Source organism: Paenibacillus barengoltzii G22 (genome assembly GCF_000403375.2).
Taxonomy (GTDB): Bacteria; Bacillota; Bacilli; order Paenibacillales; family Paenibacillaceae; genus Fontibacillus; species Fontibacillus barengoltzii.
This window is the reverse complement of record NZ_KE159654.1, coordinates 210,370-232,119: the sequence shown is the minus strand read 5'-3', so window position 1 is coordinate 232,119 and position 21,750 is coordinate 210,370. Positions and strand designations below refer to the sequence as shown.

The 21,750-nt window shown below is 53.5% G+C and carries 24 protein-coding genes and 1 riboswitch; of the genes, 14 read left to right on the top strand and 10 right to left on the bottom strand.

The genetic code is table 11. The annotated features are described in order from the left end of the window. Position 1: 1 nt before the first annotated feature. The 4 genes from qoxD to C812_RS16045 all read left to right on the top strand — a co-directional run bounded on the left by qoxD (position 2) and on the right by C812_RS16045 (position 4,417). Positions 2-286 carry a cytochrome aa3 quinol oxidase subunit IV gene (gene qoxD / locus C812_RS16060; protein WP_016313704.1) on the top strand — a complete coding sequence of 95 codons (285 nt, stop codon included), beginning with the start codon at positions 2-4 and terminating at the stop codon, positions 284-286. Between the two features lie 1,113 nt (positions 287-1,399). Beyond that, the gene (locus C812_RS16055; RefSeq protein ID WP_016313703.1) at positions 1,400-1,774 is read left to right on the top strand and encodes a metal-sensitive transcriptional regulator; all 375 of its coding nucleotides are present in this window, start codon (positions 1,400-1,402) and stop codon (positions 1,772-1,774) included. Between the two features lie 66 nt (positions 1,775-1,840). Further along, entirely contained in the window at positions 1,841-2,041 is a 201-nt protein-coding gene (locus C812_RS16050) for a copper ion binding protein (protein ID WP_016313702.1), read from the top strand. Positions 2,042-2,182: 141 nt separating this feature from the next. Then, positions 2,183-4,417 carry a heavy metal translocating P-type ATPase gene (locus tag C812_RS16045; RefSeq protein WP_016313701.1) on the top strand — a complete coding sequence of 745 codons (2,235 nt, stop codon included), beginning with the start codon at positions 2,183-2,185 and terminating at the stop codon, positions 4,415-4,417. A gap of 96 nt (positions 4,418-4,513) precedes the next feature. On the opposite strand, the gene C812_RS16040 is transcribed toward C812_RS16045, so the two are convergent. The 3 genes from C812_RS16040 to C812_RS16030 are packed head-to-tail and all read right to left on the bottom strand — an operon-like array spanning position 4,514 to position 6,189. After that, positions 4,514-5,131, bottom strand: a complete 618-nt coding sequence (locus C812_RS16040) for a hypothetical protein (protein ID WP_016313700.1) — start codon at positions 5,129-5,131, stop codon at positions 4,514-4,516. After that, the gene (locus C812_RS16035; protein ID WP_016313699.1) at positions 5,106-5,312 is read right to left on the bottom strand and encodes a type II toxin-antitoxin system antitoxin; all 207 of its coding nucleotides are present in this window, start codon (positions 5,310-5,312) and stop codon (positions 5,106-5,108) included. The genes C812_RS16040 and C812_RS16035 overlap by 26 nt, the downstream gene beginning before the upstream one ends. Before the next feature lie 19 nt (positions 5,313-5,331). Continuing rightward, positions 5,332-6,189, bottom strand: a complete 858-nt coding sequence (locus C812_RS16030) for an SPFH domain-containing protein (RefSeq protein ID WP_016313698.1) — start codon at positions 6,187-6,189, stop codon at positions 5,332-5,334. Positions 6,190-6,427: 238 nt separating this feature from the next. On the opposite strand from C812_RS16030, the gene C812_RS16025 reads away from it, so the two are divergent. After that, positions 6,428-6,691, top strand: a complete 264-nt coding sequence (locus C812_RS16025; RefSeq protein ID WP_016313697.1) for a hypothetical protein — start codon at positions 6,428-6,430, stop codon at positions 6,689-6,691. Between the two features lie 477 nt (positions 6,692-7,168). Here C812_RS16025 and C812_RS16020 read toward each other — a convergent pair whose 3' ends face one another. After that, positions 7,169-8,617, bottom strand: coding sequence for an aminotransferase-like domain-containing protein (locus C812_RS16020; protein ID WP_016313696.1), 1,449 nt, complete (start codon positions 8,615-8,617; stop codon positions 7,169-7,171). Between the two features lie 174 nt (positions 8,618-8,791). Between C812_RS16020 and C812_RS16015 the strand changes: the two genes are divergently transcribed. Beyond that, complete coding sequence (locus C812_RS16015) at positions 8,792-9,433, top strand: LysE/ArgO family amino acid transporter (RefSeq protein WP_016313695.1); 642 nt, start codon at positions 8,792-8,794, stop codon at positions 9,431-9,433. 92 nt (positions 9,434-9,525) lie between these two features. Continuing rightward, the gene (gene nfsA / locus C812_RS16010) at positions 9,526-10,269 is read left to right on the top strand and encodes an oxygen-insensitive NADPH nitroreductase (protein ID WP_016313694.1); all 744 of its coding nucleotides are present in this window, start codon (positions 9,526-9,528) and stop codon (positions 10,267-10,269) included. Between the two features lie 58 nt (positions 10,270-10,327). Here the strand turns inward: nfsA and C812_RS16005 are convergent, their stop codons facing one another. Continuing rightward, entirely contained in the window at positions 10,328-11,158 is an 831-nt protein-coding gene (locus C812_RS16005) for a TatD family hydrolase (protein ID WP_016313693.1), read from the bottom strand. A 211-nt stretch (positions 11,159-11,369) separates the two neighbouring features. Here C812_RS16005 and C812_RS16000 point away from each other — a divergent pair, with 211 nt between their 5' ends. From C812_RS16000 to C812_RS15990, 3 genes are all read left to right on the top strand, one after another. Beyond that, positions 11,370-12,335, top strand: a complete 966-nt coding sequence (locus tag C812_RS16000; RefSeq protein ID WP_016313692.1) for a tyrosine-type recombinase/integrase — start codon at positions 11,370-11,372, stop codon at positions 12,333-12,335. 332 nt (positions 12,336-12,667) lie between these two features. Continuing rightward, positions 12,668-13,288 carry an HD-GYP domain-containing protein gene (locus C812_RS15995; protein WP_016313691.1) on the top strand — a complete coding sequence of 207 codons (621 nt, stop codon included), beginning with the start codon at positions 12,668-12,670 and terminating at the stop codon, positions 13,286-13,288. A 26-nt stretch (positions 13,289-13,314) separates the two neighbouring features. Continuing rightward, positions 13,315-13,650, top strand: a complete 336-nt coding sequence (locus C812_RS15990) for a hypothetical protein (protein ID WP_016313690.1) — start codon at positions 13,315-13,317, stop codon at positions 13,648-13,650. Positions 13,651-13,669: 19 nt separating this feature from the next. Here C812_RS15990 and C812_RS15985 read toward each other — a convergent pair whose 3' ends face one another. The 4 genes from C812_RS15985 to C812_RS15970 are packed head-to-tail and all read right to left on the bottom strand — an operon-like array spanning position 13,670 to position 16,698. Further along, a complete protein-coding gene (locus C812_RS15985) occupies positions 13,670-14,485 on the bottom strand; it encodes an ABC transporter ATP-binding protein (RefSeq protein ID WP_016313689.1) in 816 nt (271 codons plus the stop codon). 29 nt (positions 14,486-14,514) lie between these two features. Next, the gene (locus tag C812_RS15980; protein ID WP_016313688.1) at positions 14,515-15,285 is read right to left on the bottom strand and encodes an ABC transporter permease; all 771 of its coding nucleotides are present in this window, start codon (positions 15,283-15,285) and stop codon (positions 14,515-14,517) included. Continuing rightward, on the bottom strand, positions 15,282-15,575 hold the full coding sequence (locus C812_RS15975) for an MTH1187 family thiamine-binding protein (protein WP_016313687.1): 294 nt from the start codon (positions 15,573-15,575) through the stop codon (positions 15,282-15,284). The genes C812_RS15980 and C812_RS15975 overlap by 4 nt, the downstream gene beginning before the upstream one ends. Positions 15,576-15,630: 55 nt before the next feature. Beyond that, positions 15,631-16,698, bottom strand: coding sequence for an ABC transporter substrate-binding protein (locus C812_RS15970; RefSeq protein WP_016313686.1), 1,068 nt, complete (start codon positions 16,696-16,698; stop codon positions 15,631-15,633). 155 nt (positions 16,699-16,853) lie between these two features. Continuing rightward, a riboswitch (TPP riboswitch) is annotated at positions 16,854-16,966 on the bottom strand. Positions 16,967-17,271: 305 nt separating this feature from the next. On the opposite strand from C812_RS15970, the gene C812_RS15965 reads away from it, so the two are divergent. Together C812_RS15965 and C812_RS15960 are read left to right on the top strand one after the other, a co-directional pair. After that, positions 17,272-17,472: a cold-shock protein gene (locus C812_RS15965; protein ID WP_009223993.1), complete on the top strand. Its 201-nt coding sequence runs from the start codon at positions 17,272-17,274 to the stop codon at positions 17,470-17,472. Between the two features lie 173 nt (positions 17,473-17,645). Then, on the top strand, positions 17,646-17,867 hold the full coding sequence (locus C812_RS15960) for a cold-shock protein (protein ID WP_009223994.1): 222 nt from the start codon (positions 17,646-17,648) through the stop codon (positions 17,865-17,867). Between the two features lie 190 nt (positions 17,868-18,057). Here the strand turns inward: C812_RS15960 and C812_RS15955 are convergent, their stop codons facing one another. Beyond that, the gene (locus C812_RS15955; RefSeq protein WP_009223995.1) at positions 18,058-18,549 is read right to left on the bottom strand and encodes a CcdC family protein; all 492 of its coding nucleotides are present in this window, start codon (positions 18,547-18,549) and stop codon (positions 18,058-18,060) included. A 151-nt stretch (positions 18,550-18,700) separates the two neighbouring features. Here C812_RS15955 and C812_RS15950 point away from each other — a divergent pair, with 151 nt between their 5' ends. Both C812_RS15950 and C812_RS15945 read left to right on the top strand, forming a co-directional pair. After that, on the top strand, positions 18,701-20,236 hold the full coding sequence (locus tag C812_RS15950; protein WP_084770807.1) for a beta-propeller fold lactonase family protein: 1,536 nt from the start codon (positions 18,701-18,703) through the stop codon (positions 20,234-20,236). Between the two features lie 424 nt (positions 20,237-20,660). Further along, complete coding sequence (locus C812_RS15945) at positions 20,661-21,737, top strand: sulfate ABC transporter substrate-binding protein (RefSeq protein WP_016313684.1); 1,077 nt, start codon at positions 20,661-20,663, stop codon at positions 21,735-21,737. The last annotated feature ends 13 nt before the right edge of the window (positions 21,738-21,750 follow it).

Genomic DNA, 21,750 nt, shown 5'->3' with positions numbered 1-21,750 from the left:
CATGAAAAAACTGTTCCCGATTCAACACGTCATGGGATATGTGTTCTCACTGATCCTTTCTGTCGTAGCACTGTCGGTGGTGTTCTGGGATATGTCGTTTGCCATGGGCATGACGATCCTGCTCATCTGCGCGGCCGTACAGATGTCGGTGCAGCTGTTCATGTTCATGCACATCGGCGAGAACCGCAGCAAAGGTGCCTTGTACGCCAACCTCGTATACGCCCTGTTCGTCGGGCTGGTGACCGTCTTTGGTACGTTGCTGACGATGATTTGGGGTTACCAATAAGAGGACAGTCAAATATCGGAAATGAAACCCGTTGTCACGTCGCGTGGCAGCGGGTTTTTTGGCGTTGGCGGGGGATGCTAGATAGAGAGGAGCAGCCTTCGATGGAGCCGCGGGGGTGCTAAGAGGGCGGCGAGCGGATATGCGGCGTTGGGTGGGGGCAAGCGCGTGGGCTACGCGAGTACGTAAGTACGCGAGTACGCGAGTAACCGCTTGGTACGCTTACGTGAATTCCCTATTATCAACGATTGACACTGTCGTCGCGCAAGTTACTTTTAGCTGTTCATAGATACTCCTAACTACTCCTAACTGCTCCTAACTACTCCTAACTGCTACTAACCGACCGGCCGACGTGTACAGTTCCGGCTAACGCTTGCCACAGTGCTTATTTGGGCCAAATGCGGGTGTTTTCATTTCTAACGCTTGTCAGCGAGCTTATTTGCACCAAATGGCTCAATTTCTAGGGCATAACGGGCGAATAAGCTTTCTCATAAGCGTTAGATTCTTAACGCCCTCATTTTGGGCCCAATAGCGTTGCTGGTAAGCGTTAGAGTGCAGATGATACGCTGATGCAGCAAGTGTCTCGGCTGTTACTGCTCATTGTTGCTGTTGTAGCCGTAGTTGCTATTGTCATACTACCGTACCGGTCATTTTAACGGACCGTAGAGCCGTTATTTGAGGTTGGTTGGCGTTTGCTGGCGGCTAACGGACTTCATGGCCGTTATTTTGCGGAATTTGCTCGGGTTGGGATCTCTATGGTGCGAATAAGGTCAATAGGGTCAGTTAGCACGGGAAATGAGCCGGGAAATGACAAATAAGGACTTTGAGGTCCGTTACGGGGCAGCAATAGGAGGACATCGTTGCGAGGAGGCGTTACGAGGTGAGTGTTACGAGGTCAGCATTATGAGGTCAGTGTTACGAGGAAAATATCACGAGGTACATTACGAGGTAAACATTACGAGGTAAACATTACGAGGAAGACATTACGATATAGACATTGTGAGGTCTGTTTTGCGTCGAGAAAAAGATTTGCGGAACTCTCTTTACATACCCCTTGGGGGTATATTATAATGAGCGTACCACAGCAAACCACGTTGGTTTGGAAAGGAGTCATGTATGGCGAAGGTCGAGGGACAGGAACATGTGGCGTCCGCTCATTGCGAGGAGCACGGCGGGCATCAACACGTATCGGAAACGGAGAATGGTAAGCCGGTACGGCGCAGTCATCATTCCGAAGCGATGAAGAGCAACTTGACCAGCCGATTGAACCGGATTGAAGGGCAAATCCGCGGTATCAAAGGGCTGATTGAGAGAGATACTTACTGTGACGATGTGCTGAACCAGATCGCCGCCGTGCAATCTGCGCTGAACAGCGTTGGTCGGCTGCTGCTGGAGGGACACATGAAGAGCTGCGTGATCGAGCGAATTCAAGCCGGTGAGACGGAAGTGCTCGACGAGCTGCTCGTTACGGTCAATAAGCTGATGAAATAAACAGTGGAACCCCCGGGGGGGACGCTGCAGAGGAAGCATCTATAAAACTCATGGGAGGAACGAATCATGCAAAATATTACGTTAACCGTTGAAGGAATGTCCTGCAATCATTGCGTGAAATCGGTAGAAGGAGCGGTTGCCGGCCTTGGCGCTACAGGGAAAGTGGATCTGGCTGCGAGGAAAGTGGAAGTGACTTTCGACGAAACGAAAGTAACGGTTGATCAAATTAAAGCAGCGATCGAGGATCAAGGCTACGACGTCGTTTGATCGAATCCTTTTCCTGTCCTATAAGACGTACAAGCGAGTGCGTTGTGCGTCTTTAGGGACCGGGCAGGGGGAGTTTTTTATTTGCCCTCTATATACCCCTATGGGGTATAAACTTGAGGGGACTGAGATGGAGGAATTGTCATGGAAAAAACATGGCCTGCCGCTGGTGCGAATCACGACCAGACAACATTGCAAATTACCGGCATGACCTGCGCGGCCTGTGCGGCACGGATCGAGAAGGGGTTAAATCGGCTGCCCGGCGTGGAACAAGCTAACGTCAATCTGGCGCTGGAAACGGCGCAAGTGCGGTATGAGCCGGGGACGGTCTCGATCGAGCAGATCATTAATAAGGTAAGCCAGTTGGGCTACGGTGCGGTATTGAAGCCGTCCGAGAAGGAGTCCGGGGAACTTCGCGCACGGGAAATCCGGAAACAACGAAATAAGCTGATCGTGTCGGCAGTGCTTGCGTTTCCGCTGCTTTGGGCGATGGCCGGGCATTTCTCCTTTACCTCATGGATCTGGACGCCGGAGCTGTTTATGAACCCGTGGTTCCAGCTCGCGCTGGCAACGCCGGTGCAATTTATCATCGGCTGGGGCTTTTACGTCGGTGCCTTCAAAGCGCTGCGCAGCCGCAGCGCCAACATGGACGTATTGGTCGCGCTGGGTACGTCGGCGGCGTATTTTTATAGTTTGTATTTGAGCTTGAACTCTTTGTCGATGCCTCATGGGCATACCCCCCAGCTGTATTATGAAACGAGCTCGATCTTGATTACATTAATCCTGCTCGGTAAATGGTTTGAGGCGTTAGCCAAAGGCCGCTCCTCCCAAGCGATCAAAACGTTGATGGGGCTGCAGGCCAAAACAGCGCTGGTTCTCAAAGACGGTGTCGAAACGGTGGTACCGATCGAAGGGGTTGTACCCGGGGACGTATTGATCGTCAAGCCAGGTGAGAAGATCCCGGTTGATGGCGTCGTCATCGGCGGCGTCTCGTCCGTAGATGAATCGATGCTGACTGGGGAGAGCATCCCGGTGGAGAAGAAGGAAGGCGACACGGTCATCGGTGCGACCGTCAACAAACATGGCGTGCTGCGCGTACAAGCGGCCAAGGTAGGCAGTGAAACCGCGCTGGCGCAAATCATCCGCGTCGTTGAGGAGGCGCAAGGCTCGAAGGCGCCGATTCAGCGGGTGGCCGACGTGATTTCCGGGATTTTTGTCCCGATTGTGGTTGGGATTGCGGTAGTTACGTTCTTGGTGTGGTTTTTCTTCGTGGCGCCAGGCAGTTTCGCCGAGGCGCTGGAAAAGGCGATCGCCGTGCTCGTCATCGCGTGCCCTTGCGCGTTGGGGCTGGCGACGCCAACATCGATTATGGCCGGGTCCGGACGAGCTGCGGAGTACGGGATCCTGTTTAAGGGCGGCGAGCACCTCGAGGCCGCCCAAGGGCTGCAAGCGATCGTGCTGGATAAGACCGGCACGATCACGCGGGGGCAGCCGGAGCTGCGGGAAGTCGTCCCGGCCGAGGGCTGGGACGAAGCTGCGTTGCTCCGGCTCGTCGGCGCCGCCGAGCGCGGCTCCGAGCATCCGCTGGCGGATGCTCTGGTGGCCGGGGCGCGGGCGCGCGCCCTGGAGCTGCCCGAGGCGACCGCTTTTGAAGCGGTGCCCGGGCACGGGATCACGGCGGTCGTCGAGGACCGCCGGGTGCTCGCCGGCACGCGCCGCTTGATGGCGCGTGAAGGCGTCGACGTCGCCGCCGCGGAGGCCGGCATGGCCGCGCTGGAAGCGGCCGGCCAAACCGTGCTGCTCGTGGCGGTCGACGGCGTCTACGCCGGCATGGTCGCCGTGAGCGACACCGTGAAGGAGACGTCCAAGGCCGCGGTGGCGCGGCTGAAGGAGATGGGCCTTCACGTGGTGATGATCACCGGCGACAACGTGCGCACCGCCCAGGCGATCGCCGCCGAGGTCGGGATCGACGAGGTGCTGGCCGAGGTGCTTCCGGAAGGCAAAGCCGCCGAGGTGAAAAAACTCCAGGCCCGCGGCCTGAAGACGGCGATGGTGGGCGACGGGATCAACGACGCTCCCGCGCTGGCCGTAGCCGACGTAGGCATCGCCATCGGCACGGGCACCGACGTGGCCATGGAGGCCGCCGACGTCACGCTGATGCGCGGCGACCTGGAAGGCGTGCCGGATGCGATCGCCATGAGCAAGCGCACAATGGGTAACATCAAGCAGAACTTGTTCTGGGCGCTTGCTTACAATTCGATCGGCATCCCGGTCGCCGCTGCGGGCTTCCTCGCTCCGTGGCTGGCCGGAGCAGCGATGGCGCTCAGCTCCGTCTCCGTGGTACTGAACGCGCTGCGCTTGCAACGAGTGAAGCTATAATCTTACGATGTAAAGTGAAACGAGCCTCCCAACTCGTAAGGTTCCGGACGTTTGTTCCGGTCTTACGAGGGAAGGCTCGTTTTTTTGATGGAAATGCTATTTTTTTGGATGGATGACGGGATCCCCAATGATGCCTTGATCCGCCAAGGCGAGAAGCAGCTTCTTCATGAGCTCGACGGTTGCTGTAATAGCGGTCACGTCGGGCTTCTTTAATTTCTCCGTACAGGTCAAGGTGGCACGTCCGTTCTTCATCCGCAGTCGTACATGGATCTTGGAATGAAGGTTCAGCAACTCTTCGATCCCTTCATATTTCAAAGCCGATCGCAGGAGACTGGGATGGGAAGCTTTGGCTCGATATTTTTTGTTCATCGCGGAGTTGGGAAGGGAAGCTTCTCGGAGCCCCCTGGAAAACCAAGCCAAGATATGTCGGTTGGCCGAAAATAACACGAACTCCAGCTTTCGGCGCGGCCGGTAGCTGTACTTCACGGAGATCGCGTACTCATGACCGGAGCTGTCGTTATTCGGGTCGGTGATCGTCACCTCACAGGAACCGAAGTGTGGGGAAAGCGGCAGACGGACATGCTGTCCCTTATACTTCCAGTTCTTAAAAGTTCCTGCAGCGTAAGTCCCTCCAGAGGTTCTGGCGTACTCTTTTAGCAGGGTCGTCGACTTCGGTTCCCACCACGGCTTACTTTTTACGGTCGTCTGCGTCATGCTTCTCTTCCTCCTTGCCCGGCGCCCGGGTGGAAGGCAGTCTTCCCTCGCGGCGCAATGCTTCTCGCAGCAGGTATTCGATATGCCCATTCACGCTTCGGAATTCGTCCGCTGCCCAGCGTTCCAAAGCCTGATATAGCGTCGGGTCAAGGCGAAGTGGGAAGCTCTTTTTGCTGGCCATCGTGAATGGATGCCCCTAATTAATACAACGTGCTAGTATTGATGACCGGCTGGGCGGAACGGTCGGAGACGACAGCGACAAGCAGGTTGTTTATCATAGCGGCTTTGCGTTCGTCATCCAGCTCCACGACTTGACCGGCTTGCAGCCGTTCAATTGCCATTTGAACCATGGTGACGGCGCCGTCAACGATTTTCTCGCGGGCGGCGATGATCGCTTCGGCTTGTTGACGTTGCAGCATCGCACTTGCGATTTCGGTCGAGTAGGCCAGATGCGTCAGGCGCGACTCAATGACTTTAACCCCGGCGATGGCCAGACGGTTCTGCAATTCGCTGGTGAGCTCCAGCGCAATCTCTTCCGTATTGGCGCGCAGGGAGAAGCCAGTTTCGGAGTCGTCCAGTTGATCGTACGGATATTTGCTGGCGACGTGGCGCAGTGCAGCTTCGCTCTGAATTTCTACAAAGGTTTCATATTCATCCACTTCAAAGAGTGCTTTCGCGGAGTCGACTACCGAAAATACCACGACAGTGGCGATTTCGATCGGGTTCCCTTTGACATCGTTAACTTTCAGCTTAGCGCTGTTGAAGTTGCGAACACGCAACGAAACTTTTTTGCGAGTTGAGAACGGGACGGCTAGATAGAAGCCGCTCTTGCGGATTACACCCAGGTAGCGCCCGAAAAAGGTGATAACGGCTGCTTGGTTCGGTTGTACGATCGTCAGTCCGGTTAACAGCACGAAGGCGATGACGAAGGAGAGCACACCGCCTGCCACAGGAACGACATCACTTAGCGTGACGAGAAATCCCCCCAACGCAATAAATCCGAACATAAACAACAGGGCGACAAAACCGTTTAGGCATGAAATTTCTTTTTCTTTCATATGAAGCGACACTCCTTCACATATTAAATTGATATTTATATGATATCACTTTTTCAAAATAATGTAAATGGATTGTGGTGATATTCTCTGCCGGGGTCCTTTACATGATTATCCCCTTCGCTCAGATAGGCAAGAAATCGATGGAGGAACACAGTATGAATCGATTGTTGCTTGGATCGGAGTGGAGCATGTGGCCTGACCGGCCGTCGTGCCGCCATGGGAGTAGCGCGCGTTAGGAATGGAGGATGGGGAAGAGAGTGAGAATGAGGATGCGGATGAGGATGGTCAGGAAGATGACGGTGAGAAGGATGATGAGGAGGAAGGGGATGGAGATGGTGTTTTTAAGGAAGGAAAGGAGGAGGGGAATGAGGTTAAAAGCGAGGCGCCCTCTCAGCTGATCGAACGGGATAGTCGTGGGCTTGAGGAACCGCATCTGCCCGAGCGGGATAATGCGTGGATGAAGTGGAACCGCATCTGCCCGAGCGGGATAATGCGTGGATGAATTGGGGCCGGCTGATCGAAAGGGATCATGTCTGGAGGAAGTTGAATCGCAACTCAAAAAACGGGATGAAGGGTGGGGATATGGGACCGTTACTGATCGCATGGGATAGACATGGGAAGGAGGAGCGCTGATCGAACGGGATAATGTGTGAAGGAAGATGTACCACAGCTAATTGAATGGAATAGACGTGAAAATGAGGAAGTGACTGATCAAAGGGGATAATGTGTAAAGGAAGTTGGAGCACAGCTAATTGAACGTGATAGTTTGTGGGCTCGAGGAACCGCAACTGATCAAAAGGGATCATGTTTGAGGGAGTGGAACCGCAAATTTGAGAAGATGGGCGTGTGAAAGCGGAAGTTCGCTGACCAAATGGGATAATGTGTGAAGAAAGTGGAACCACAATTGACCGAACGGGATAAGCATGGACGAGTGGACCCGTCTGAGGGGACCCATGCCGTAGTGCGATAATTCATGGGCTTAATCCAAGGAGCGCACGATTTGGCTCAGACGGGCAATGCCTTCCTTCAGTTCTTCGGCGGTGGCGTAGGCGTAGGAGAGGCGCAGGTGGCTGCCGGAGGCGCGGTCGTAGAGGTGGCCGGGGTTGACCAGGATGCCGGCTTTTAGGGCGGCGTCAAATATTTTGCGCGGGGAGGGAGAGTTGTGCAGGTTCAGCCAGATGTAAAACCCTCCCTGCGGTACCTTCCAGTCCGCGATATCGCGGAAATGCCGCTCCAGCGCGTCCATTGCCGCTTCTCGCCGCAGGCGGAGCGCCACCCGCAGCCGTTCAAGGTGGCGGTCGTAGTTGCCGCTCCCGAGCCATTCTGCTGCCATCTGTTGCGAGAGGGCGCTGGAGCCGTAATCGCTTTGCATCTTGATGTCCGCTAGCCGCTCGATGACGGGCTGCGGCCCGGCAATCCAGCCAATCCGCAGGCCCGGGCTGAGGGATTTGGACAAGCTGCCGAGATACAGCACGCTGCCGCTGGTGTCATGCGCCTTTAACGGCAGGGGCGGCGGGGCGTCCAGCCATAACTCGCGGTAGACATCGTCTTCCACGAGGGGCAAGCGGGCCGCCTCACAGACGTCCAGCAGCTGCCGTCGCCGCGCCTCGCTCATCACCGCTCCACTCGGATTATGGAAAGTCGGAATGGTGTAAAGCAATGCGCCTGCATACTGCTTGGCGTACACAGAAACGAGGTCGGCGCGCAAGCCTTGTTCATCCATCGGCACGCCGCGCAGCTTCATTCCGGCGCTCTGAAACACGGGCACCGAATACAGATACGACGGTCGTTCGGTCAGTACCGTTGAGCCCTGGGGGAGCAGGCCGACGGCAATGAGCTGGAGCGCCTGCAAAGCGCCGGAGACGATCAGCAGCGAGGTCGGCGAGACGGAGATGCCCTGACGGCGCAGCCGGGCAGCGATGACCTCCCGGAGCCGCAGATCCCCGTTAGGTTCACCATAGCCCAGGTACGGGACCCTGGCGGCCATCCGTCCCAGCAGCTCGGCCATCTCATCCTGCGGCAGCAGGTCGGGGCCCATCTCGCCGGTGCCCAGCCGCAAAATGCCAGGCTGGAACTCGGCCCGGTTAATCTCCTGCACAGCAGGTAGATTAGGGTATTGCACGCCGGAGCTGACGTACTCGTTCCAATCGGGAGGCGGGGAGGCTGTTAGCACGCCCCACGTGTGGTTAACGACGCGGGTGCCGCCGCCCCGGTCACCTTGAAGCAGCCCGGCTGCGATTAGTTCATCCAGCGCGGCGACGACTGTGCTGCGGTTAACCCCAAACCGCGCAGCCAGCTCCCGTTGGGACGGGATGCGCGTCCCAACCGGCCATTCGCCGCTGGCGATCCGGTCACGAAGATGCTCCATGATTTGGCGATGGAGCGGAATCGGCGAATTTCGGCTGGGGCGCCAAGTCGAAGGATTCATATGGAAGACCTCCCTCTTTTGCAGAATGGTCGATTTCTTGCTCGAGCGGTGTTATTTTCCCATTATATCGTTTGGTTGGTTTCAGTTCCATCCAAATGGATGGAGCCAAGTTGGAAGTGGGCAGGTACAATAAGGTTCATGACAAGGAGAGACAGAGATTAGAGGGGGAGAGAGATGGTTAGTGCTGCGATTCATGGGTTCTTTTTGGCGTTTGGGCTTATTTTGCCATTAGGTGTGCAGAATGTATTTGTATTTAACCAGGGGGCTGCCGGACGAAAGCTGCGCCGGGCGTTACCGGCTGTTCTGACCGCTGCTTTGGGCGATACAATATTGATTTTGCTGGCGGTGTTGGGAGTCTCGGTGTTGGTCTTGTCATGGACTTGGCTGAAAACCGTACTCTTTGCTGCAGGCGCTGTCTTTATGCTGTATATTGGTTGGACGATCTGGCGGGACGTGTCCAAGCCGTCTTCCGCAGGGGTATCTGGGCTGCCAGCTAAACAGCAGGCGGTGTTTGCCTTGTCGGTGACGTTTTTGAATCCACATGCGATTTTGGATACGGTTGGCGTGATCGGGACAAGCTCTCTGGATTATACCGGCTGGGCGAAAGGGGCGTTTACGCTGGCTACGATTCTGGTATCGTGGGTATGGTTTTTTGGATTAGCCTGGGCTGGCAAAATGCTTGGAAGCCTGGACCGTGGAGGTCAACTGCTTCGGGGAATCAACCGATTATCTGCGTTGATCGTTTGGGGACTGGCACTATATATGATCGGTTCCGTGATCGCTGATCAGTTGAATTCAGGCGGCGGGGCGCTTTGAAGCTCAGTATGAATGGAACTCGGGGGCTTGCTTCCCGTTGGGGGAAGTTCCATAATTAGGAATGACATCAAGCGAGGAAAAGGAGTGAGGAGATGAACGAGATGATATCGAAGATGCTGGAGCATCGTTCCATTCGTAAATACAGCGATCGTCCGGTGCCCCGGGAGGTCGTCGAGCAAATCGTATCTGCAGGTCAAATGGCCTCCAGTTCCAGTAATGTACAAGCCTATACCGTGATTGCCGTGACGGATGCGGATCGGAAGACGAAGTTGGCCGAGCTTTGCGGCAACCAGGCTTATGTCGCGGAGTGTCCCGTATTCCTGGTCTGGTGCGCAGATTTATCGAGACTTAAGCGGGCCGCCGAGCGGCATATTCCTTCGGAAACGACGTATGAAGGTACGACAGAGAACTTTATTGTGGCGACGGTCGATACGGCGCTGGCTGCTCAAAATGCCGCCATTGCCGCAGAATCGCTTGGCCTTGGCATCGTATATATCGGCGGTATCCGCAACCATAGCGAGGATGTGGCGGATCTTCTGGGCCTACCGCACCTGTCGTATCCCGTATTTGGCATGTGCCTTGGTTACCCGGATCAAACCCCTGAGCTTCGTCCAAGGCTTCCGCTGCCGGCAGTTCTACACTGGAACCAGTATGATACAGCCGGGCAAGAGGAACAGGTGGCAGCTTACGACGAGATCATGTCCAACTATCTGCGTGAACGGACCAGCGGGGCAAAGAATACCCCTTGGTCCAAGCTGATGGCCGAGAAGCTGGCGCAGCCGGCGCGGCTGCATATGCGTGAATTTTTAGAGAAGCGCGGCTTTACCTTGAAATAATACAAACAGCAAAAAGCTGTCCCATTCGGTTTGCAACCGGGGGCAGCTTTTTTCGTCGTTATGATATTCCGTAAAAGCGTCGCGTGTTCTCGTATAACCTCGCGGCGGCTTCTTCTGGAGGAATGCCCAGCAGATTCGCCCAGGCCATCGCGACATGGCGTGTCATGCGCGGATGGGTGATCTGACCGGTAAACGGTCCTTCAAACGGCCAAGGCCCGTCCGTCTCGGCCATCACCTGCTCAGGCGGATAGCGCCGGGCAAGGTCTTGGATCTCCGGTTCGTAGACGATATCCGGCGTAAAAGAGATCACATAACCGCGATCCGCCATACGACGCACAGTGGCTTCGGCCCCCTTGAACCAGTGGAAATGTGCCTTCGTCACATCGTGCCGTTCCAGCAGATCGCAAGCAAGATCGGCATCTTCGTATACCGCATGGAGTACAATCGGTTTGTCTAATGCTTTGGCAAGCATCACAAACTTTTCCAGCAGATCTACATAGGGTTCAAGCTCAAAGGGCTTTCCTTGCTGCAGTGCTTCTTGCCGCGCGTAGTAAGGAAGTCCGACTTCACCGACGGCAATCATATCCCCGGCATGCTGCTTGATCCAATTCAGCAGGTAATCGATTTCCCGATCTTCCGGGATAGGCTGCTCGGGATGGAATCCGAATGCCGGGCGTACCAGGTTCGGATAACGCTCCGCCAAAGCGTTGTTCAACTTACAGGAATCTAAATGCATCGAAACTGCAATCACGGCCTCCACTCCACAGCCCGGCAGCTCTTGCAGCAGGCGGTCGCGGAGATTTGCATCGTAAAGGTCTATATGAATATGGGCGTCAATGAAAGGAATTTGGATTTCCTTCGGTAATTCATGAAGAAGAATGTCGGACATCTCACCAGCCCCTTTCCAAAAACAGGTTAAACCTTGTACTCATTATACCTGTTATCTAAGTGGGATTCCGCGGTTACCACGGGATTTCTTCGTTTTTTCACTAGAGAATGTCCATCCTGTAAAAGGTTAATTCTTACAGCGAACAAAGCCATGTCGTACAATAACAATTATGCGACAAAAATTAAAGTCAACAGGAGGTCCATTACATAAAATGGGTACTAATTATTTGTCGGCTGTAGCTCAACAATTTCCATTCCATCTATCAGTCACACAGGATTATCAGGACGAACAGATTATTCAAATGTTCTTGACGGCATGCGCCAAAGCGCCAAATACCCGCAGAAACTATTTTAGGGCTCTAGAGCAATTCAGGCAATTCCTTTCGGGAATGCGATTTCGGGATGTGACTTGGAGGGAAATTGAAGCTTATAAAATCTACCTCACGAAGGGCTTCTACCGTGATGGACAAAAGCCGCTTGCTCCAGCCAGTGTGGCTGCATTTATCGCACCGCTGAAGTCGTTTTATAAATGGGGAAGCGACAGCAGCATCGGCTTTTTCGATCATAATCCGGCGCAAAATGTCCGTATCCCGGCCATTGCCGTAACGAGCCGCAGACATTATCTGACTCGCAACGAAGTAGGCAAGCTGCTGGAAGCGCTGCGCCGCCAAAGTCTGAGAAATTACTTGATCGGCCTATCCCTGGTGCTGTTGGGCCTTCGCGTGTCGGAGCTATGCGGCATCAAGTGGAAGGATTTTCATACTGATATGTTGGAGACGTCCATCTGGCTCACTGTATCCCACGCAAAACGGGGAAAAACACGCGAGGTTAAAATTCCACGCGAGCTCTGGAGCATGTACCAGGAGCATGCACGCAGATTGGCAAATGGGCAGGAACCGGATCCGGAGCTGAAGCTGTTTGCGATTACGCCGCGGCAAATCGAACGAATCATCAAACAAGCAGGGATTGCGAGCGGAATTCAGAAGCAGCCAACCCCTCACTGGCTAAGACATACCAATGCGACGTTGGCTTTGCTGCAAGGAGCCTCGCTGCAACAGGTTCAGGAAACCCTGGGTCATTCTCATATCAACACAACTCAGCGCTATTTGCATACGGTTGAGCAGATGAAAAAGGCAGCTCCTGACTTCGTGCAAGACTGTTTGATGGAATTTATGTGATATTTCTATTTTTTTAGTGCTATTTATCTATTTTTTGTGTCGAAAATAATGCAAAAATCGCCCTTTTGTCCTATAATGTAACAAGAGTTTATTACAAACCTTGCCATATTTCGACCAGAATTTACCTAGTCCTGTCGCATAATTGTTATTGTACGACATGGTCTGATTTTCATCCGTTTGCTCTGAATCATCATCGGGTAAAAAGCGTTAAAATTTAACTGGTTTTTAGCAAAAAAATATGAGTCAAAAGAACTTTTTTTCTTTGAGAAATACGTCGACTCCGACACGGGAGAGACGAAAGACGACACAGTTTTTTTTAGGGGGCAGAACGGTTGACTGTTTTTAATGAGTTCGTCGACGATTGGTATATGGACTATAGCCCGGAAGCTGTGAAGTGGTTTAACCTGCTTGTGCGCAGGCATCCGGAAACCTATCATCATAGCATACGGGTTGCTATGCTGGCGGAGAAGATCGCCGAGCCGCTGAAGATCACTGGAGCCGAGAAGGATATGCTGGTCCGCGGTTGCTTTATGCATGACATCGGCAAGACGATGATCCCTCGTGCCATCATTGAGCAACGGGGGCCGCTGACGGAAGCCCAGTGGAGGATCATTAAGCTGCATCCGGTTATCGGAGCAGAGCTGGTAGAAGTGGATCCTGCGTTTGGGCCGGGCATTGCGGATATCGTTCGCTGGCATCATGAGCGTTGGGATGGTCGCGGGTATCCGGATGGGCTGAAGGGGAAGGAAATCCCCTATAAGGCGAGAATCTGTGCGGTGGTTGACGCCTTCGATTCGATGACATCGGATCGGCACTATCGGGAACGGAAGCTGACCATGGCGGAAGCCAAGCTGGAACTGCACCAACATCGTGAGACCCAGTTTGATCCGGAAGTGGTGGATGCGTTAATGGAGCTTTCCGATGATATGCTAAATATTTACTCCATCATGTGATCAGCGAAAGATCAGGAGGAATGGACATGGAAAAAGAGTCCTGGAGCCGTTCGGTTACTCCGGAGGAACTGGAGGCAGCGAAACGGACAGGAAGGACTTTGCTCTACCTGCGCGTAACCTTACTTCCCGAATGTACCCAGAAGCTGGAGCGATTCCGGCTGATTGATATGAAGTTAAGCGCCTATGAGCAGGTGCTTGACCGGATGCCGAATCTCTCAGATCCGGCAGGGCATTTAGAATCCATTGAATCGGTGACTTGGCTTATTGCCGTCGCTGGGGAAGCCCAGCATCTGCGGCGATGGGTCGAACTGATGCTGGATGTGGATCAGGTGGAGGTTACCGAGGTGGCAATGGAACGTTGATAGCAGGGGGAAGTCTATTTCAGACTCCTCCTGCTGCTATTTTGCGCTGCTCCGCCGCCATCATCGCCGCAATCTCCCGTTTTAATCGCATAAAATCGGGGTCATCCAGCATTTCCTCACGCCGCGGCCGGGGAAACGGCACCTGGATGGTGTGCAGCACATGGGCCGGCCGGTTCGTAAACAAAACGATCGTGTCCGAGAGCATGAGCGCCTCTTCGATGCTGTGCGTAATCATCAGGACGGAGCGCTTGTTCTCTTCCCAAATATCCAGCAGCCAGCGCTGCATTTCACTGCGTGTCAGGGCGTCGAGCGCACTAAACGGCTCGTCCAGGCACATGACTTCCTGAGGGGCGAGCAGTCCCCGAAGGAACGAAGCCCGCTGCTGCATACCGCCGGACAACATATGAGGATAAGCTCGTTCAAATCCGCGTAACCCCGCTTTTTCGAGCCAATGCTGAATTTCCGCACGGGAGCTCTGCTTTCCGGCTCCGGCGATTTCCTGCGCCAACACAACATTCTCCTCGATCGTCCGCCAAGGGAACAACGCAGGCTGCTGCGGCACGTAACTGATATGTCCGCGCTGTCCGGTGACCGGGCGTCCCTGAAGGAGCACCTCGCCATGATCCGGCGCGGTCAGACCGCCGATGACGTGGAACAGCGTGCTTTTGCCGCAGCCAGAGGGGCCGATGATCGACACGAATTCACCGGCCGGTACTCGCAGTGAAATGTCCTGCAGCACCGGAACCTCCCGGCGCCGGTCGCGGAACGTTTTATGAATCTGCCGAACCTCCAACGCGGGGGTGGCGTTATCTTTGGGTGTAGATGCTTCGCTCATAAACCAAGCCTTCCTTTCCGTTCGCTTCTCTATCTTCGGTCGTTCGCCGGTTTATAGCGGACAAGCCATTTTTCCAACAATGCAACACAGGCGAACATCGCCAGGCTGATGGCCACGATGATGGCGATGGCGACAAAGATCTTATCCGTGCGGAACGATGCCTTCTGCAGCATCATATAGTAGCCAATGCCTTTGTCTGCGCCAATCCATTCGGCAATGACCGCCCCCATCACGCTGTAAGTTGCGGCGATTTTCACCCCGGACATGATCGAGGGGATCGCATAGGGCACCTCCAGCTTGCGGAAAATATCCGCCTTGGATGCACCAATCATTCGCATATAATCAAGCATCGCCCGGTCCGTGCGGCTAAGTCCGTCCATGGCTGCCACGGCGACAGGGAAGAAGCAGACGAGCGTAATGACGATAATCTTCGGCAGGATGCCAAAGCCGAACCAGATCATCAGCAGTGGTGCTAGCGCAATGGTGGGCACGTTTTGACTTAAGATGATGAGCGGATACAGCGATGCCTTCAGAAACGGGACATAATGCAGAACAAACGCCGTCAGCAGGCCGACAAGCGTCCCGATGGCAAAACCGATCAGCATCAGCCGCAGCGTTGCTAAAGTATGTTCCCCCAAGCTGGCCGCACCGGCAACTGCTTCACGACCGATATCCACCGGGCTGGGGAGAATCCATTTCTCGATGTGGAACCAGGCGGTCGCGCCTTGCCAGATCAGTAAAAACAAGATGACCGCCACGAAGGGCGGCCATATGCTGTGCCAAAGGCTGCGGAGATTCATGGCCGATATTTTTCGATCAGCTTATCCATGCTGACGCCTTCGGGATTGTAGCAAATTTTAATTTGCGAAATGATGCCCGTGCTGCCGAATTCAATGACGGCTTCATTCATTTTCTTCACGATGGTCAGCAGCTCGTCGAGATCCCCCTCCATGGTCGTCTCCAGGGGATTCACCTGATATTTGACGCCGGAAGCTTGAATAATTTCAATGGCTCGGTCTACATAGGGAATGACGTCTTCACCGTTAGGCGTTTTCGGAATGATTTGAATGCTTAATAACGCGTTTGGCATGGGTAAGTTCATCCTTTCGAATAAGAGTTTTGGCATTAAAGATTATTAAAGGTAGTTATTCGCTTGGCAAAAACTCGTTGGTAAAAGCGGCATCCACATCAAGCGGTTTCTCCAGGAGCTTGCGTTCAAACATCCAATCGGAATAGTTCTGCCACACTTCTTTCTTTTGCTCGCCCCAGCGCGGAGCATCGTCCTTGTATTTCGGGCTGAGCCATTTTTGACTGGCCACCACCAGGTCTTTGTCGAGCTCGGGTACAGCTTTTAGCAGGATTTGCGCCGCTTCTTCCGGATGGTCGATCGCATACTGATAACCTTTCGTCACAGCCCGCATAAAAGCTTTTACAAGCTCAGGGTTATTCTGGATTGTCTTCTCGTTCGTCACGAGTACCGGTGTGTAGTAGTCCAGCTTCTCGGAGAAATCTTTGACATACAACATGTCCAGCGGCTCGCCCCGCAGCTCGGCCTCAACGCCCGTCCAGGCGTAGAAAATCCAGGCAAAATCAATATCCCGTTTTACCGCTGTAAAATAATCAGCATCCCCGATGTTAACGAATTTCACCTTGTTGACATCAGCGCCTTGCAGATCCATGATCGATTGGATCACCGCTTGTTCCACCGGTGAACCCCAGCCGCCGTAGGCTTTGCCCTCGAAGTCCTTTGGCGACTTGATGTTCTTCTCGACAGGGGCAGCGAAGCCGGACGTATTGTGCTGAATGATCGCGGCAATCGAAACGAGCGGGACGCCTTGGATTCGGCTTTGCGTCACGTTCTCTTGCACGCTGACGCCAAACGGCACCTCTCCTGAGGCCACCATCGCTTCGGCGCCGCCGGAACCAGGCAGGAGGATGTCCACATGCAGTCCTTCCTCGGCGAAATAGCCTTGATCCTTGGCGACGTAAAGCCCGGTATGGTTCGTGTTAGGGCTCCAGTCGAGCACGACTTTCACATGTTGCAGCTCTGCATTAGAGGCTGGATTGGGTGCGGCGGCTTCGGTATTTTGTCCGCCTTGGTTTCCGCCTTCCGCTGTCCCGGCACGATTCCCATTCGCTCCGCCGCAGGCGGACAATACCAGCAGCAAGCAACCAAGAAATATGGCCAGTGCGGTACGTACTTGAACTTTCACGACTCCGACTCTCCTTCGTTGGTGTAAATTTCCGCAGCTTGTTCTTGGTATAACCCTGGATGTGCGTCCTTAAGCGTAACTTCCAACTTCCGGATACAAAAAAACGTCCCGGATCCGGGACGCGATAGGCAATGGAAATGACATGTAAAATAAGTTCATCACCATGGTATGGCTCCCTACGCTGGCATTATCCAGATCAGGTTGAAGGGTCAGTATCTTGGAGGGATACACTCTCAGCCGGCCAATTCCAGCACCCCTGAACAATATGACTGCAGATTACATCTGTCATTATAGTTTTCACTAGTTAGATTTGTCCAGTCTTTCCGGTAGGCTTGAAAAAACAGGGGATTTGCTTTTTATCTGGCAAAAGGCTATAATAGGTTCAAATCATGTTTTTGAAAGAAGATATCATTCACGCATTGAAAAGGGTGTCACTTTTTTAAAACTGGAACTTTTTTCAATGTGTGAATTTTTTTATACAAGTGGTGCATGTTCAATAAGGGTCAGCCTTTATTTGAACGACTTCTGTTAAAAAAATGAATCATGTTAATCTTAAACAGGAGGTATTCTCCCATGGAAACCGGAACAGTAAAATGGTTTAACGCTGAGAAAGGTTTTGGCTTCATCGAAGTGGAAGGCGGAAATGACGTATTCGTTCATTTCAGCGCGATCACTGGCGAAGGCTTCAAAACCCTCGACGAAGGCCAACGCGTACAATTCAACGTGGTTCAAGGCAACCGCGGCCCTCAAGCCGAGAACGTTGTAAAACTGTAAGCTAGTTAGAAACTGCTCTTAATGCGTGCTCGCATTAAGGGCAGTTTTTCTTCGCAAAGATCATTAATGAGGTTAATTCTTCAGAAGTCCGCTTCTGATGATACATATAACACTGCAACAAAATCATCAATGCACCTGGTTGGAACGTTCACCTTGAAGAGGAGGGGAATTTTATGAACTACCGTAAAAAGACGTTAGAAGAAATTCCTGAGGAAAATACGCCGGTATGGACCTGCACTAGCGATGACTGCAACGGGTGGATGCGGGACAATTTCACCTTTGAATATAGCCCCGTATGTCCGCTCTGCTCGTCCGAGATGGTCATGGGGATGCGCATGCTCCCTCAACTGAGCAATCCAAGCTCCGATCAAAGATCGTCGTCCAAGAAGGCATAGGCGAAAGCTGCTGCCGGAATCGGAGAGCGCGGTGAGCAACAACAGCCGTATTCGCTTCATGCGAGTACGGCTGTTGTTGTATTCATCCGGGTGATAGATTGGAAAGTGATGCAAAAATAAAATCTCCATAAAAGGATTGCATCTATATAGAAAATTTAATATGTTTGAGGTGCTGCAACGGTTTCGTGAATCATGAGGAGGCGGTATTCCCGGTCATTGCCCGGTATTGCTTGAGCATATACAGCCGCCAGCGAATAATCATGCCGTAAGCGAGCAGGAAGAACAGCGCCGCGGTTTGCATGACGGAGACGTATTGTTCTACGGCCTCATGCAGCAAGAGACGGACGACAAGCAGTCCAATCAGGATAAAGATAAAGCTGCGGGAACGTTCCGCGTAAATTTCGCCGCCGATGTTCTCGAACTTGGTTGTCCGAATCAACGGATAGGAGAACAGGAGCCAACCGAAAGCGAAGGCGATTACGCCCCACAGGAGAGGAATGTGCGTTTCCGGCACAACAAACATGAAGAGGCCGGTTGTCATTCCTAGCGGGGGAATGATGATTTTCTTCACCGTGACAGGCCGACGACTGGCTTTCAGACGGATAAACAGAACAGCGACGGCCATGGCCATTGCACCAACGGTAAAGGCGGCTTGCATATAAGAGGGATTCATTAGGTTCATAGAGGTTCCCTTTCTGTAAGTATATAGTATGTATATATTGAGTATTTAGCGAAATGGAATAAAGTGACTAGCGAATAGCGATTCGCGAGAACATTATAACATACTCGTCTGCACTTGTTTCAAACTTGGTAAGGGAAGGGGAAGAAGGAAGATGAATAGCGAATTAACGGTCGCCGTCCATTGCTTGTTGTATTTAGATTCCAAGGAGGATCGCATGGCCAATAGCGAACAGATCGCCTGCAGCGTCGCGACCCATCCGGCCCGTGTACGTAAGGTGCTCAGCCTGCTTCGCCGCCACGACCTGGTGACGACGAAGGAAGGGGCCCGCGGCGGGTACTTGCTAAAGTGCGAGCTTTCGCAGGTTACTCTCGGCGATTTGTACCGCATCTTCGCTCAAGGATCGCTGCATCCCAACTGGTGTTCCGGCAGCGAACACTCTTCCTGTAATATCTCCTCGAACATCCCTGCCGTGATGAACCAGATCTACAGCGGGGCAGAGAAACAGGTGGAGATGTTTTTTGATCGGCTTCCGTTGTCTGAAGTGAAGCAGATGCTGGATGAATTTGAGAAAGAGAAGGAAGAGAAATCGGTGAGCAAGGAAGCTGGACCGAATTGGCACTTTTTTGTGGGTTCTTATGCTGATCGCGGGGAGCCCGGAATTTATCTCTGCGAGCTGCAGAGGGATACCGGCGAGATGCGGGTTATCCACGAGACTGCGGGCCTCACCAACCCTTCCTTTGTGACCTTCGATGCGAAGGGTATGCGATTGTATGCGGTAAGTGAACAGACCGAAGGGCAGGTTGCTGGATTTGCGGTTGATCCTAAGGATGGGAAGCTGACGATGTTGCACAGCGAACGGGCAACGCATGGGGCCGACCCGTGCCATCTGGCTTTGAAATGTGGGCGGGATCCGTTTTTGCTGGTCGCCAACTATTCCAGCGGGCATGTGAATGCCTTTGCACTGGAAGCGGATGGGTCGTTAGGAGAAATGACGGCCCTGATCCGCCATGAGGGAAGTAGTGTAAACCAGGAGCGCCAGGAATCGGCTCATGCTCACAGCATTGTGCCTAGCCATGATGGACGGTTCGCCTTCGTCTCTGACCTGGGAACCGACCAGATAGTGATCTATCGGTTGGAGTGCGGACGGCTAGTAAAGCACGGGGTAACCCATTTGCCGCCGGGGACAGGTCCACGGCATTTCGTGCTCCATCCGTCGGAACGGTTTGCTTACGGCATGAACGAGTTGAACAATACAATGACGGCATATACTTTCGATCCGGTGGAGGGGCGGCTTGAGGCGATCCAGCACGTCAGCTCCCTGCCGGATGATTTCCGCGGGGAAAACTATCCGGCCGATATTCACTTCTCGCCGGACGGACGTTACGTATACGGCTCCAACCGCGGACATGACAGCATTGTCCGTTTCCGCATCGATCGGCACACCGGTCGCCTCGAGGACCCGGAATGGACGAGTGTGGGGGGCAGCTGGCCGCGGAACTTCGCCGTCCTGGACGACTATGTGCTGGTGGCGAATCAGTACAGCGGCAATATCGCCGCCTTGCGGCGTGATCCCGAGAGCGGCAGTCTGACGCCTGCGGTGCATAGCTTGAGTATCAGCAAACCCTCCTGCATTGAACCGCTGCCGGCAGACTTTGCCGTGGGTAAGCAGCCGGCAGGTTCCATGTGAATCAGAAGCTTCATCTCATATCCCAGCGGACGAAGGATCCGATCCAGACACCCGAAGGCCTGCATTTTGCCGGTCTTCGGGTGTTTTGCATTGTCTGGAAGGGAGGTCCGCAACCCATACCGCAGCCTGTACCGGCTATAAGGGAGGCCTATAAAAAAATTGATTTTTTTGCATAAAAAGGTTTGACATTTCTGGGCTGTCGCATATAAAATAACACCATAGCATACTAAACAGGTAGGAATAATTAAAAATGTTCTCACCGTACGGACGGAGGAACGCTCTACTTGCCTTGGCAGACACGGGTAGTGGCTCGGTTTGACCGTAGGGGGTGGGGCGTTTCTCCGTTTTCCGTTGTCAAGTGGTTGATACGGTGGATGCCTGCCCTGCCCTAGTAAAGCGAGAAAAGAGTATGGGGAGTGATACGATGAACAGAAGGTTGAAGCAAGGGGTTCTGATGAGTCTGGCATTGATATTGGTTGGGGTCCTGGCGGCTTGCTCGTCCAACACGAGCGGCGGCAACGATGCGGCCAGCGCGGCAGCCGGGAATTCCGGCGGCGGGGAGAAGCCCAAAGCGGTGGAATTGCTGAACGTATCCTACGACCCGACCCGGGAATTATACGAAAATTATAACAAAGCTTTTGCGGCATATTGGGAGAAAGAAAAAGGACAGAAGGTCACCATTAAACAGTCGCATGGCGGATCGGGCAAGCAAAGCCGGGCTGTCATTGACGGGTTGAAAGCCGATGTGGTTACCCTGGCGCTGGGATACGACATTGACGCCATTGCGGAAACCGGGCTGATCAATGAAGGCTGGCAGCAAAAGTTCGAGCATAACAGCTCGCCCTATACCTCCACGATCGTATTTCTGGTTCGTAAAGGAAATCCCAAAGACATCAAGGATTGGAACGATCTGATCAAGGATGGCGTTGAGGTGATCACGCCAAACCCGCAAACCTCTGGCGGGGCGCGGTGGAATTACCTGGCGGCATGGGGATATGCCCTGCATCAAAACAATAACGATGAAACTAAAGCACGGGAGTTCGTGCAAGAGCTGTTCAAGCATGTTCCGGTTCTCGACAGCGGGGCGCGCGGCGCTACTACGACGTTCGTAGAACGTGGACTCGGCGACGTGCTGCTGGCTTGGGAGAACGAGGCCTGGTTGTCCGTGCAGGAGCTGGGGCCGGATAAATTCGATATCGTCTATCCGTCGGAGAGCATACTGGCTGAACCGCCGGTTGCCGTGGTCGACAAAAACGTAGATGCCAACGGCAACCGCGAAGTCGCCGAGGCTTATTTGAAATACCTGTATTCGGAAGAAGGACAGAAGATCGCTGTGGAGAATTACTATCGTCCAACGCTCGACAGCGTCAAGGCGGAGTATGCCGACAAATTCCCGGAGATCAAGCTGTTTACGATTGAGGAATTTGGCGGCTGGGCAGAAGCCCAAACGAAGCATTTCAATGACGGCGGCATCTTTAACCAAATTTACGTACCGCAATAATACGAACCGACCG